Genomic DNA, 12,909 nt, shown 5'->3' on the forward strand with positions numbered 1-12,909 from the left:
TTCTGGCTTGAAATCCCAAGTCTGGCCGAAGGTGGCGCGACCATTAACTATCGTAAACGTGCGTTTTTCATCGAAAGTGCCGCGCGGGGCGTGTTGTCCGTGGAAGGTGCAGGGGTGTACTACGGCAAAGCCGGACAAGTGCCAAAACTCAATTACACCAATCAAGGCATCGGGAAAGAGTTCATTATCACCAAGAAGTTCTCAAAAGCAGACCCAACCTTTTTCCTACCTTGCGTTGAGGGCTGCTACCCAATTGATAAACACCTGTCGTTTATCATAATGGGCAACCAAGGCTTTGAGTTTGAATTCCAAGCGCGGGACACCGATTTCAGCTTGGGCGATGATGGCACCGTCACGATGTCGAACATTGGCATGGTGAGCTCAACGGCAAACGCACAGGTTCGTGGCTTCTTTAGCCAAAACCTATACATGAACTTTTTCGATGTCGCGCCGCCGTTAGTGTAAGCAATGAAAGCTAAGGCTTAAACCTTGCGAACTGGTTCGAAACGCTACTAATGACGATTTACATAGCGAGTAGGGAGCCGATACTTTTGGCGGGTCGATTGACCTCGACAGGCTTCAAACAAATGCCACCAAAGCGGAAGCCTAAAAAAGCCGAACCCTTAGCGATGGGGTTCGGCTTTTTTGATCACAGAAATGCCAATAAGTGCATATTGAGTGTTTACTTTCATAACCCAAGAAATAGAATCAACGCGTCTATTCGCAAAATTTAGAGGTGAAATTTTGGACTCGCGATTCCTTGGCTTTTCTATCGGGTATAAGTCAGAAAAACTAAGCTTTGATATGCTCATGAGAGAGTTGTCATCAAAGCTTAATCACGAATTTCATGGCGACCCAAGCACGGGAAATAACCGTATGGTTTATTTCAACAGTGACCATGATGAAGATTACTATCTCGGAATGATCGTTACGGTTCGAGATCAAAAGAAGTTCTGCAAAGGTAAGGTATTAGGTGGAGACTTTACTTTTGATGTGGTTAACCTTAAACAAGCAGACAAGATGCTTGAGTTTAACTACTTTATTATCAATAAGTCGTCTGGGCTCGGACTATATCAACACTATCATCAGTCTTGTACTCCTCGAATTTTAGGTCAGATGCTAAAACAGTTGTCATCTATTTACTCGCGTTCATGTGGTGATGCACATATAGCAGCAATCGAGGCTAAAAATGGGAAGCAGTACTCTAAATCGAAGCGGTCAAAATTACGTCAACCTTTCGTTTCGAAACTAGATTTCAGCATTTTAGTTCGTCAAGAAAACTTAGAAGAGATCTTAAAGGAATACGCAAAAATTAAATCATTTGAATATGAGTATGCGACTTTAACACCTCAAATACAGCAAGCAACGCCACTTGCAAGTCATGTGCTAAAAAAGAAAGAATATTTGCGTTTTCATACACCTACAAATGTATTTGATTTGGCTAAATCTATAGCAGGCTTTGCGAAGAATGGAGGGCTTAAGTCTGGTCGAGTAAAGGTAGAAAATGAGTATGGAGATGAATTTCCTCTACGTATTTTTGATATGCCTGACTATTTTGCAGTCTACGATTTTGATGAGCTAGCCGATAAACTATCTAATATTAAAGCCTCAAAGTTTTACGATAGCGAAATAGTAAAACTACTACGAGATACTTTTGAAGATGAAGCATTCAACCATATTTTCCAAGTGAAGGTGTGTGATGAAAGCTAGACTGCTCTGGCAGTTTTTCATATCGATATTGATAACGGCTGTATTCCTATTAGTAACTTATTTCATTATTGATGATTTGAGCGAACCAAAGTACTTGGTTCAAGCCAAGGTGCTCAAAATGAACCTACTATGGGATTATTATTCAAAGCATATTCGAGGCAATATGTTTGCTGGACTGATAGCTGTCGGTGGTTTTCTAATGACGGGGAAGACATTCATTCTTGTCACTATGAAACAAAACGTATTCGATGACCAAAAATATATCGAGAACTTTAAGAAGATGGCTAAGCACAACGAGTCCCTTAAACGCTATGGACCACTTATTCAATTAAAGGATGTATTATACATAGCTGTTTATATGACTATTATTGCTGCGCTTATACAATTAACGGTAGGGTTAATCCCACATTGGAGTGCAGCTGCGTTCTCTATTTTCTTCTCGATTTGGAGCATTGTTCTCGTTATTGATAGCTTGAATTTAATAAAGAAAAATTTGGATTACTGGATAAGCGAAGAGCATTGAAGTTAAAGCTACTTCAACTTTATTTTAGAAGGGACCCATTCGGCGGCTTTCATTCGACGGCCGCCACGAAACGGTAAGACGTTTTCTTTAGCAGGATAAACCTTGGGATACTCAAAGTGTCCGTACATTTCCACAAATTGACGATGTTCGTCACGCCAGAACACGAAACTTTCCAATTCTTTAGGGCTGAACTCACGGCCTGACGGCGTGATTAACACTGCGCGTTTCTCATCAACACGAAATCCAGACCAACGAATATCATTAGGCAAATAACCAAGCGATTTGATGAGCAGGAGTTTTTCAGCCATCGGATTGACTGGAACCGTGCCATCGAGCCAACGGGTAATCGTCGGTTTAGACACATGAAAATATTCAGCGCCTTGCTTGATGGAGGTAAACTCACGCCAAAAGAGTGTGCGGAATGATTCGTGAAACATGACAACGCTCGCATATTGAATAACTGACTAAAAATATTTTTCTTGTTGTTTTGGGCGTTACCGAACGCAACATTATGTGGCGGTCAGGGTTTTAGTGGTTTTTCGTTGATTGCACAAAACGAACGTCACGAATAGTACAAGCAACTTGCGTTATGGAAATCGACAAAATAAAAAATTACGGTTTGGTTATCAGACACTTATGAAACGCTTAATCAAAGAGTTAGCCTTTGTTAACAAATTACCCCTTAGTGCGCATTATGTATATTATGTTAAATTGTATATTGCTGTACGCTAAATGTTGTCTGAGTATGCTCCTATTCCCCTGCAGATTTTAAATTTAAGGGCCTTACTGTGAGCATTAAACATAATCGTTATTTACCATAAAATACTTAATATAGATCTTAATAATCTATCGATTGTTAAGATCTATATTAACGCCTTTTTACTTATTGAAATGACTGTATAGCTTCAAAGATATCTTGTCTTCTAACTGGCTTGGAAATGAATCCGTCCATACCGGCATCCAGGCATTTATCTCTATCGCTTTCTAGCGCATGTGCAGTTAACGCTATAATTGGGGTCCTGAGACCTTTATCTCGAATAAGTCTTGTTGCGGTAATTCCATCCATCACTGGCATCGAGACATCCATGAGAATCAAATCGATTAAATCCTCATTCTCTTCTAAAAATGTTAATGCCTCTGCTCCATGGCTTGCGATATGAACATTATGGCCAAGCTTATTTAAGATAAGCTTTATTACGAACTGATTCGATTCGGTATCTTCTACGACGAGAAGTTCCATTGCTTTTGTCGGTTGATTGGTTTCGATTCTAACTGGACGATTTTGATTGCAACGAGTCAAAACTGGAATCGAAATCGTAAAGGTTGAACCAACATGCTCGTCACTTTTAACGGCAATCTTGCCACGCATCATTTCAACTAAATGCTTGGTTATTGCGAGTCCCAGTCCTGTACCACCAAAGCGTCTCGTGATGGAACGGTCTCCTTGATGAAATGCCGTAAACAAGTGCTCTTGCTTTGCTTTAGATATACCAATTCCAGTGTCAGATATTGAGATCACAAGTTCAGCATCTTGCTCAGATACAGAAACTTTTACTTCACCTTCGTCTGTAAACTTTATTGCATTCCCTATTAGATTAAACAGAATTTGAGATAACCGCGTGGAGTCAATCCAAAATTGTTTGTCATTAGTGACAGTACAGTTGAGCTTGAATTTAAGATCTTTCTTCTTAGCTATTTGTTTTTGCTGAGAAATAACAAAAGTGACAGTGTCTCTTAAGTTAATCCATTGTTCATTGAGCTGAAAGCGACCTGACTCGATTTTAGAAAGGTCAAGAATGTCACTGATTATCGCGAGAAGTAACTCTGCAGAGCACTCCATTTGGCTCAAAGCATCAATTTGTTCTTCTGACAAGGTTGATTGCTTCAGTATATCTAGCATTCCAAGAACGGAATTTAAAGGGGTTCTTATTTCATGACTCATCATCGCTAAGAACTCCGACTTAGACCGGTTCGCAAGCTCTGCTTCTTCTCTTGCTTTAGCGAGCTGAGTTGTTCTTACTTCAACGATACGTTGTAACTTCTCTTTGGTCTCGATATCAATGACCGCCCTTTCAATTAAGGGACGAAACCGCCTCAAGGTTTCCTTATTCTCTATGCTAAAGTGCCCTTTCTGAGCTCCAATAAGTAGGATTACGGTTTGCGTTACTTCTGAACGTATACCAGTTAAAACGACCGAGTTTACATGGCTTTTTATAAAGCTGTTTAAGTTAACAAACTCAGCGAGTTTATCTGGCTCGAACAGTAGAATGCATTCACCATTGAGAGCTCTTTGATAGGTGTTACCGTGTAACCAGGATACATTATCAAATACGCTATTAGTTGATATCAACGTCTTGAAGGGATATCGTTCACCATCACGAGTCAGTACAATAAAATCATCGAAGTTGATGTACTTTTTGAGGACATTGTTTAATCCCGTAAATATCTCATGCCGATTCTTTGCCTCACTCATCGCAGATATCGCGGAAAGAATGGCCTTGTTTTCATCAGCGAGTAGTCGTTCTCTTTGTCTAGCCTGCTTTAGCTCAACTAACGCTTCTTGAAGCGCTTCCTGTTGATATATGTCTAAGTATTTATCTTTCATAAGGTTTATGGAATATAGCCGATGAAATCATCAGGTTTCCATGTCCATTCTCACCACCAATAAATCTACCTTGCTCGCCGAAAGTAAAAGGGCAAATAAAAGGCAAATGTTCTAGTTCTTGGTTAATTTGTTCACAAACGCTATTCATGTCTTGCATTAAGTGCAACATGGGACCTGCGCAAAAGATATTTATCACTCCAATTTTTCGAGACTCTTCTAATTTTTGGTTAAAAGCGGCATTGACGACTTTTGCAGCGCGCGCAACGAGATGCTCACGACTTCCTTTCATTAATGTGAGCTCGTCACCCTCTTCTATTCGTGTAAACAACTCGATTCCACCATCTGGCGTCTCACGGATCGGATGGGATAACTTGTAATATGGGCGATCATAGAGATGACCTGCGATCCGCCCTAATGGATAAGCACTCGAGTTTGTAAACAGCATATTATCTTTACCTACTTGGTTATCCTGGTGATTTGTCCACCTTCTATAAACATTGAGCGCAGGTTCATTATCAATTTCAAGTAAGCATCTATCGTTGGTCTTGGTTGCAACACCTTTGATATTAGTTGGTGTATGCCCAGCGCTAAAAGCGATATCAACAGGTTGAGAGGAGTAAAAGAGAGTTAAGCTTAAACCTGAAGTTTGAGATCCTTGGGCGGTTATCACAGACCATTTCCCAGCGATGTTATTATCAGCGGCCGAACCACCAATAATTGGAATTAGAGTTCCAAATCTTTCATCTATAGACGCAATGATTGATTCCTCTTGCCCTGGTGTAGCATGAAGTAGAATTAAGTTTGGTACCTCTCCAACACGGTTTGCGTTCTCAAGGGCCATATCCAAAGCCTTGGTGACGCTGTCACCTGAGTTGTGATTAGAAATACCAGTACCATAAGCATGAGGACCTGTATCATAAACAGCAAGTGCCGCAATTACTGGTCCTGTATGAAAGCCCTGATCTGTCATTACGGCTTGACATGAACTGGCGCCATGAAAAGGCACACCAGGAAAATGCGCAAGAAACGCTTCTCGAATCAACTCGAAATTGTATTCTTCCGTGTAGTAACACATCACGTAAGACAAGTTTTGTTGTGTCAATTCGGACCTGAGCGTTTTTATCGCTGAGTCTTCATCTTTAATATGAGTAAAAACTGATTGGCAATGCATACGATTTTATAATTGGTTATCACTCTGCTGTTATACCATTCCAACCAATTTTCTCTAGGTAAGAAGGTGTTAATTTCATTAATAAGTTACGATTATCTCGTGATAGATCGTATTTATAATTGAACTACAACAATGTTTTCACCTTTTTTAAAGGTGATTTTTTTCGATTCAGGCATGATGTCCCATTCTACTGACTTATGCTTTTCGTTGAGATGGATAAAATTACCAGATTGATTTAGATCAATTTTTAGAGTGCTACTTTCTGTCGTTTCGAGCGAAATTCCCATTGAGTCACGATTAATCGTGATTATTTCTCCTTCAATTGTTACATCGCATCGTTCTTTTTGTGAACAGTCAACGCTATTAACACTCTCGTGTGTAAAGGTACGCCAGAAAAATGCGCCTATTAAAACACTGAGCATGATTAAGATTTGTGCAAGTCGCGCCTTTGTTAACTTTTGTGCAGGCATAATTACTAATATCCTTGTTACAAACTTCAAACTTTTTAAATAAAAAATGATTTCCAGAGGTCCAGTAAGGTTACTACCCTGTCATTGAATTGTTAATTCAAGTATAGTGTCACGCTGAAAATGCCACTTTTTATTAAAGTCAGCAATGGAAATAAGGTGATGATAACACTTGAATTCTAGAGTTTACTTGGGTGGTGTTACGACGCAAGTCGTGTTGGAAGTAAAAGTGTAGTTAATTAGAAATTGGAAGCATGCAAATGAGCCAAGTAAAGCAGCTTGAACAAAACTACAACTATACAGTCGTTCGCCAATTTACCCTTGTGACCATTTTATGGGGCATAGTTGGTATGGCTGTTGGTGTTTTGATTGCCGCTCAATTAGTTTGGCCACAGCTAAACTTTGATACGCCGTGGTTGACGTACAGTCGCTTACGTCCACTGCATACTAATGCGGTAATTTTTGCGTTTGGTACCAGTGCTCTGTTCGCAACGTCTTATTATGTTGTACAGCGCACATGTCAAACACGTCTTTTTGGTGGCCCACTCGTTGCCTTCACCTTTTGGGGTTGGCAAGCAATCATCCTGGCAGCAGCCATTACTTTGCCTCTCGGTTTAACATCGGGTAAAGAGTATGCTGAGCTAGAATGGCCTATTGATATCGCAATTGCGCTAGTATGGGTATCATATGCGGTGGTGTTCTTCGGCACACTAGTGAAGCGAAACACGTCACATATTTATGTGGCAAACTGGTTCTTCGGTGCCTTTATTATCACAGTAGCAGTACTTCACATCGTGAACAGCATGGCTATTCCTGTGTCACTTGGTAAATCTTACTCGATTTACTCGGGCGCAGTGGATGCGATGGTTCAGTGGTGGTATGGACACAATGCGGTAGGTTTCCTACTGACCGCTGGTTTCCTAGGTATGATGTACTACTTCGTTCCTAAACAAGCTGAACGTCCTGTTTATTCTTACCGTCTATCTATCGTTCACTTCTGGGCACTTATTTCTCTATATATTTGGGCAGGCCCTCACCACCTTCATTATACAGCGCTACCAGACTGGACTCAGTCTCTAGGTATGGTTATGTCGCTGGTTCTATTTGCTCCTTCTTGGGGTGGTATGATCAACGGTATTATGACGTTATCTGGTGCATGGCATAAGCTTCGTTATGACCCTATCCTACGTTTCCTAATCGTTTCACTGTCGTTCTACGGTATGTCTACCTTTGAAGGCCCGATGATGTCGATTAAGACGGTTAACGCACTTTCTCACTACACAGACTGGACCATTGGTCACGTTCACTCTGGTGCGTTAGGTTGGGTTGCGATGGTTTCTATCGGCTCTGTATATCACTTGGTACCTCGCCTATTTGGCCAAGAGCGTATGTACTCTGTTGGTCTAGTTAATGTGCATTTCTGGCTAGCAACAATCGGTACCGTTCTTTACATCGTTGCGATGTGGATCTCTGGTGTAATGCAAGGTCTTATGTGGCGCGCGGTTAACTCTGACGGTACGCTAACTTACAGCTTTGTTGAGTCTGTAGAAGCGTCTTATCCGTTCTACTTTGTACGTTTCCTAGGCGGATTTATCTTCCTATCTGGTATGTTCCTAATGGCATACAACACGTACAAAACGGTAAGTGCACCTAAAGAAAGCCTAAAAGCTATCCCACATCCGGCATAAGGAGATTTAAGAATGAGTAATAATTCTAATAATCGCCATGAAATCTTAGAACGTAATGTCGGTTTGTTGGCTATTTTTATCGTGTTTGCTATCAGTTGGGGTGCTCTTGTAGAGATCACTCCTCTGATTTTCCAAAAGCAAACGACTGAACCTGTAGAAAATCTGCGCGCTTACACTCCTTTGGAGATGGAAGGCCGTGATATCTACATCCGTGAAGGTTGTAACGTCTGTCACAGCCAGATGGTTCGTCCTTTCCGCTCAGAGACTGAACGTTACGGTCACTACTCTGTTGCTGGTGAGAGTGTTTGGGAACACCCATTCCTTTGGGGCTCTAAGCGTACAGGCCCGGATTTAGCTCGTGTTGGTGGTCGTTATTCTGACGAATGGCACCGTGTTCACCTGTTAGATCCTCGTGAGCTTGTACCTGAGTCAAACATGCCAGGTTTCCCGTGGCTAGCTGAAAACGTTTTAGACGGTAAGCTAACTCAGAAGAAACTTGAGCTATTTCGTGATCAGTTCGGCGTTCCATACACTGATGAAGAGATCGCGAATTCGGCTAAAGAAGTAGAAGGTAAAACAGAGATGGATGCAATCATCGCTTACCTTCAGTCTCTTGGTCATGCAATGAAGTAAGGGGATCATATGGATTTCGGTACAATTCATAGTATTTATACCGTTGTACTCTTCGCTAGTTTTATTGGCATCGTATGGTGGGCATTTAGTAAAAAGCGTAAAGCACGCTTTGAAGAAGATGCCAACTTGGTGTTTGCTGACGAAGAACAAAAGACCCCTAATAACCAAGGAGTGAAGAAGTAATGACTACATTCTGGAGTCTCTGGATTATCGTGATTACTGTCGGTACGCTAGTAGGCTGTGCGATTCTCCTGACTTGGTGCGCTAAAGATAAAATGGGCGTCGAGGAAGGGGAAGACATGGGCCACGAGTACGATGGTATTCGCGAGCTAAACAACCCTCTACCAAAGTGGTGGACTTACCTGTTTGTAAGCACATTTGTGTTCGCAGCAGTTTACCTTGCCCTATTCCCAGGGCTAGGTAGCTTCAAGGGCTTTTTAAACTGGCAGAGTTCGGCTCAAACCGTTCGCTCACTAGAAGAGTCAAAAGAAGCCATCGCTGCAGCACAAGAGAACAAGCAACTAAACCAATATGCAAAAGAACTGGATGATGCCGACGCTTACTTCGGCGAAGCATTCCGTAAACTTGCGCACAATGACAGTGGTCTACGCCCAATTCCTGAAATTGCGCAAGATCCTGAAGCATTAAAAGTTGGTCAGCGTTTGTTTTTGCAAAACTGTTCTCAATGCCATGGCTCTGATGCACGTGGTCAGAAAGGCTTCCCTAACCTGACTGATGATGCATGGCTATATGGTGGCGAGCCATCAGCGATCGTTACAACCATCATGCACGGCCGTATTGGTCAAATGCCAGCATGGAAAGATGCCCTTGGTGAGCAAGGTGTTCAAGAAGTTGTAAGTTACACACTTAGTCTATCTGGTCGTAAAGTAAATGCTCGTGAAGCCGCGGCAGGTAAAGCACGCTTCGTAGTGTGTGCTGCTTGTCATGGTACGGATGGTAAGGGTAACCCTGCAGTCGGTGCGCCTGACCTTACAGACCAAGACTGGTTATTTGGTGACTCTCGTGCAGCTGTAACAGAAACCGTAATGAACGGCCGCTCAGGTGTAATGCCCGCGTGGAAAGACATTTTGGGTGAAGATAAAGTTCAGCTCGTTGCCTCTTATGTCTGGAGCTTAAGTAACTCAGAGAGTAAGTAACTGAGATATTAAGTAACATAGCAATAACAGCCCCTTTCATAGGGGCTGTCTTTCCTTTAAATTTAACGCCTTACATTTTTTCATTTAGCTGTTGAGAACTTTTTTATGGTAAAGCCTTGGTATAAACAATTTTGGCCGTGGTTCCTAATCATCCTTCCTCTTACTGTCGTAGTTTGGACTGTGATTACTGTGGTCGTTTTCTCGAACAACTCTGTTTCTTTAGTCGCCGAGGATTACTATAAAAAAGGCAAAGGCATTAATATCGACATTAGTAAAATGAATGTCGCTCGTGACCTAGGTCTTAACGCTGAGATTTCCTCTGAAAATAACAATGTTGTGATTGTTTTCGCTAAAGGGAAGCTACCTCATTACCCTGCTCTAACGGCCACTTTCACTCATCGTACTCTTCCTGATCGTGACTTCACAAAGCTTGTAACAGCGGATGCATCTGGTAATTACCGACTAAAAGCTGAGGAATCTATTCAAGGACCATGGTTTGTTGAACTACAACCACACGACAAGCAATGGATGATCCAAGGTAAAGTTGAGTTTCCTGCCTCTTCAACACCGTTAATGAAGTAAGCATATGTGTAAATCCTGTTATCACTGCGGTGAAGATGTACCAGCCAACACGGATTTCAAAGTAGAAATATTGGGTGAAATTCGCGACATGTGTTGTCCGGGCTGCGAAACTGTGGCGCAGACTATTGTAGATAGTGGTCTTGTATCATATTACCAATACCGCACTGCGCCTGCAGAAAAGGCAGACCTAGTACCAGAGCAACTCCAAGCTTTAATTCATTATGACAATGCGGATGTACAATCTGAATTCGTACGAAATCGCGAAAATGTTTCTGAAGTAACCCTTTCTTTGGAAGGCGTTTCATGTGCCGCTTGTGCGTGGTTAATCGAAAAGCAAGTTTCTAATACGGCCGGGTTGGTATCTATCCGTGTTAATACAACCACCAATCGAGCGTTACTAGCCTGGGATAAAACTCAGGTACGGTTAAGCGAGCTCCTTTCCGTTATTCATAAACTTGGTTACAAAGCTGCACCTTTTGAAGCAGATAAGCAAGAAGCCTCTTACCATCGAATGATGAAGCAATATCTATATCGACTAGGTATTGCAGGTTTAGCAACCATGCAGGTCATGATGCTCGCCGTTGCACTGTATCTCGAAGTCTTTGGTGATTTAGAGCCAGAGTTTAAAAGTTACTTTCGTTGGGTAAGTTTGATTTTTGCTACTCCTGTTTTGCTTTATTCCGCTCTTCCATTTTACTTAAACGCATGGCGTAGTATCAAAGGTCGAACCCTTGGTATGGATGTCCCGGTTTCTATCGCGTTGATCTTTGCCTATGTTGCAAGTTTAGTTGCAACAGTAACTGAACAAGGCGAAGTCTTCTTTGAATCTATCTCGATGTTTACCTTCTTTTTGTTAGTAGGTCGATTCTTAGAGATGCGCGCTCGTCGCAAAGCTGCTGCAGCGAGTGGTAACCTTCTTAAGTTGATTCCTGCAATTGCTACAACGCTGGACGGTGATCAGATCCCCGTGAAGACGCTAAAAGTTGGCGATCGTATTCGCGTTCTACCTGGTGAACATATCCCCGCTGACGGTAAAGTTATTTCAGGCCGTATTCATATTGATGAATCCATGTTAACGGGTGAGTCAGTGCACGTTGTGAAACGAGAAGGCGATGTCGTCTATGCGGGAACACTAAACGGAGACGAATCATTTGAACTTGAGGTAGTAAGCTCAAAGGCCGATTCAATGATTTCTAACATCGTGCGTTTACAAGATGAAGCTCAACACTCCAAACCTAAAATTGCGGAAATTGCAGACATTGTCGCCCGTTACTTTGTTGGTGTGATTCTTATTATCTCTGCTGGTACTTGGTTTTACTGGCATCAAACAAAACCAGATGATGCGTTTTGGATCATGCTGTCTGTGTTAGTCGCTACATGCCCATGTGCGCTATCTCTGGCTACTCCGACCGCTCTCACTTGTGCTACCTCTAGAATGGGTAATTTTGGCATTTTGCTTCGTAAAGGCCATGTGTTTGAGACACTATGTAAGATCAACCACTTAGTTGTAGATAAAACAGGCACTCTAACGAAAGGTGATATTGAGATCTGTGAAACAAAGGTACTTAGTGATCTCCCACAGAAAGATTGTCTATCACTAGCTGCAGCTTTAGAGGCTCATGCAAACCACCCTATCGCTCGTTCTTTTGCAACTTACACCAATGATGACTTTATCGTGTCTGACGTGCAAAACGTGATTGGTTCAGGGATTGAGGGTATGTGGAATGGCAAAATCGTTAAGATAGGTAGTGCTGCTTTTGTTCAAGGCAAAGAAAGTGGTGAAAGCCAGGCGGTCTATCTGTCGGTTGATGGCAAGCATGTCGCTAGCTTTTACTACCGCGACCCTATCCGAAAAGAAAGCAAAGCCTTTATTCAACGTTTTGCTGACGCTGGAATTAAGACAACCCTGCTAACTGGTGATTCTCTCTCAAACGCCCAACCAGTGGCGAATGAAATTGGTATCGATCACATCGTCGCGTCAGCAAAGCCAGAAGATAAGCTTGCATACCTTAAGAGCTTGGACGAAAACAGTATCACTATGATGGTTGGTGATGGAATCAATGACGCGCCGACTCTCGCCGGAGCTCACCTTTCTGTCGCAATGGGCGGTGGTACAGATGTCGCTAAAGCTTCTGCAGATATGACGTTACTTGGGGATAATCTCGAAAAGCTACTAGAAGCACGTTTGCTTGCACTGCGTACAAGAAAGATTATTCGAGAAAACTTGGCTTGGTCTTTGGGTTACAACCTGTTAATTTTGCCTTTGGCGGTCGCAGGTTTAGTGGCTCCCTACATTGCAGTAGTTGGCATGTCTGCAAGCTCAATTATCGTTGTATCTAACTCTTTGCGCCTGCTCAAAGAGAAATAAGTAGA

12 protein-coding genes and 1 pseudogene are annotated in these 12,909 nt (G+C 42.2%); 9 read left to right on the plus strand and 4 right to left on the minus strand.

What is annotated here, in order from left to right:
* From R7E29_RS11050 to R7E29_RS11060, 3 genes and pseudogenes are all read left to right on the plus strand, one after another.
* Window positions 1-465: pseudogene (locus R7E29_RS11050) on the plus strand (hypothetical protein); the annotation flags it as partial.
* A 279-nt stretch (window positions 466-744) separates the two neighbouring features.
* Window positions 745-1,710: a hypothetical protein gene (locus R7E29_RS11055; protein WP_213986698.1), complete on the plus strand. Its 966-nt coding sequence runs from the start codon at window positions 745-747 to the stop codon at window positions 1,708-1,710.
* 118 nt (window positions 1,711-1,828) lie between these two features.
* The gene (locus R7E29_RS11060) at window positions 1,829-2,233 is read left to right on the plus strand and encodes a hypothetical protein (protein ID WP_213986699.1); all 405 of its coding nucleotides are present in this window, start codon (window positions 1,829-1,831) and stop codon (window positions 2,231-2,233) included.
* Between the two features lie 8 nt (window positions 2,234-2,241).
* On the opposite strand, the gene R7E29_RS11065 is transcribed toward R7E29_RS11060, so the two are convergent.
* From R7E29_RS11065 to R7E29_RS11080, 4 genes are all read right to left on the minus strand, one after another.
* Complete coding sequence (locus R7E29_RS11065; RefSeq protein WP_213986700.1) at window positions 2,242-2,670, minus strand: phage protein; 429 nt, start codon at window positions 2,668-2,670, stop codon at window positions 2,242-2,244.
* 446 nt (window positions 2,671-3,116) lie between these two features.
* Window positions 3,117-4,838: an ATP-binding protein gene (locus tag R7E29_RS11070; RefSeq protein ID WP_054576881.1), complete on the minus strand. Its 1,722-nt coding sequence runs from the start codon at window positions 4,836-4,838 to the stop codon at window positions 3,117-3,119.
* A complete protein-coding gene (locus tag R7E29_RS11075; protein WP_017634895.1) occupies window positions 4,828-6,009 on the minus strand; it encodes an FIST signal transduction protein in 1,182 nt (393 codons plus the stop codon). The genes R7E29_RS11070 and R7E29_RS11075 overlap by 11 nt, the downstream gene beginning before the upstream one ends.
* A 113-nt stretch (window positions 6,010-6,122) precedes the next feature.
* Window positions 6,123-6,479 (minus strand): hypothetical protein, encoded by a 357-nt coding sequence (locus tag R7E29_RS11080; RefSeq protein WP_054576882.1) that lies wholly within the window; start codon window positions 6,477-6,479, stop codon window positions 6,123-6,125.
* 257 nt (window positions 6,480-6,736) lie between these two features.
* Between R7E29_RS11080 and ccoN the strand changes: the two genes are divergently transcribed.
* The 6 genes from ccoN (at window position 6,737) to R7E29_RS11110 (ending at window position 12,904) form a co-directional block, all read left to right on the plus strand.
* Window positions 6,737-8,164 carry a cytochrome-c oxidase, cbb3-type subunit I gene (ccoN, locus tag R7E29_RS11085; protein ID WP_005396488.1) on the plus strand — a complete coding sequence of 476 codons (1,428 nt, stop codon included), beginning with the start codon at window positions 6,737-6,739 and terminating at the stop codon, window positions 8,162-8,164.
* Window positions 8,165-8,176: 12 nt separating this feature from the next.
* The gene (ccoO, locus tag R7E29_RS11090; protein WP_005377475.1) at window positions 8,177-8,797 is read left to right on the plus strand and encodes a cytochrome-c oxidase, cbb3-type subunit II; all 621 of its coding nucleotides are present in this window, start codon (window positions 8,177-8,179) and stop codon (window positions 8,795-8,797) included.
* 9 nt (window positions 8,798-8,806) lie between these two features.
* Window positions 8,807-8,980 carry a cbb3-type cytochrome oxidase subunit 3 gene (locus tag R7E29_RS11095; RefSeq protein WP_005377485.1) on the plus strand — a complete coding sequence of 58 codons (174 nt, stop codon included), beginning with the start codon at window positions 8,807-8,809 and terminating at the stop codon, window positions 8,978-8,980.
* The gene (ccoP, locus tag R7E29_RS11100; RefSeq protein WP_017634897.1) at window positions 8,980-9,954 is read left to right on the plus strand and encodes a cytochrome-c oxidase, cbb3-type subunit III; all 975 of its coding nucleotides are present in this window, start codon (window positions 8,980-8,982) and stop codon (window positions 9,952-9,954) included. Before R7E29_RS11095 ends, ccoP begins: the two co-directional genes overlap by 1 nt.
* 105 nt (window positions 9,955-10,059) lie before the next feature.
* Window positions 10,060-10,536 carry a FixH family protein gene (locus tag R7E29_RS11105; RefSeq protein WP_005377489.1) on the plus strand — a complete coding sequence of 159 codons (477 nt, stop codon included), beginning with the start codon at window positions 10,060-10,062 and terminating at the stop codon, window positions 10,534-10,536.
* Window positions 10,537-10,540: 4 nt separating this feature from the next.
* Window positions 10,541-12,904 (plus strand): heavy metal translocating P-type ATPase, encoded by a 2,364-nt coding sequence (locus tag R7E29_RS11110; RefSeq protein WP_054576883.1) that lies wholly within the window; start codon window positions 10,541-10,543, stop codon window positions 12,902-12,904.
* Window positions 12,905-12,909: the final 5 nt, after the last annotated feature.

Origin of the sequence: Vibrio sp. Vb1729, assembly GCF_033338655.1 — a bacterium.
Lineage (GTDB): Bacteria > Pseudomonadota > Gammaproteobacteria > Enterobacterales > Vibrionaceae > Vibrio > Vibrio alginolyticus.

Excerpts from the sequence above, each read along its gene's own strand:
- R7E29_RS11060 (WP_213986699.1), top strand. The coding sequence starts at position 1,829 with ATGAACCTACTATGGGATTATTATTCAAAGCATATTCGAGGCAATATG.
- R7E29_RS11065 (WP_213986700.1), bottom strand. The coding sequence starts at position 2,670 with ATGTTTCACGAATCATTCCGCACACTCTTTTGGCGTGAGTTTACCTCC.
- R7E29_RS11070 (WP_054576881.1), bottom strand. The coding sequence starts at position 4,838 with ATGAAAGATAAATACTTAGACATATATCAACAGGAAGCGCTTCAAGAA.
- R7E29_RS11075 (WP_017634895.1), bottom strand. The coding sequence starts at position 6,009 with ATGCATTGCCAATCAGTTTTTACTCATATTAAAGATGAAGACTCAGCG.
- R7E29_RS11080 (WP_054576882.1), bottom strand. The coding sequence starts at position 6,479 with ATGCCTGCACAAAAGTTAACAAAGGCGCGACTTGCACAAATCTTAATC.
- ccoN (WP_005396488.1), top strand. The coding sequence starts at position 6,737 with ATGAGCCAAGTAAAGCAGCTTGAACAAAACTACAACTATACAGTCGTT.
- ccoO (WP_005377475.1), top strand. The coding sequence starts at position 8,177 with ATGAGTAATAATTCTAATAATCGCCATGAAATCTTAGAACGTAATGTC.
- R7E29_RS11095 (WP_005377485.1), top strand. The coding sequence starts at position 8,807 with ATGGATTTCGGTACAATTCATAGTATTTATACCGTTGTACTCTTCGCT.
- ccoP (WP_017634897.1), top strand. The coding sequence starts at position 8,980 with ATGACTACATTCTGGAGTCTCTGGATTATCGTGATTACTGTCGGTACG.
- R7E29_RS11105 (WP_005377489.1), top strand. The coding sequence starts at position 10,060 with ATGGTAAAGCCTTGGTATAAACAATTTTGGCCGTGGTTCCTAATCATC.
- R7E29_RS11110 (WP_054576883.1), top strand. The coding sequence starts at position 10,541 with ATGTGTAAATCCTGTTATCACTGCGGTGAAGATGTACCAGCCAACACG.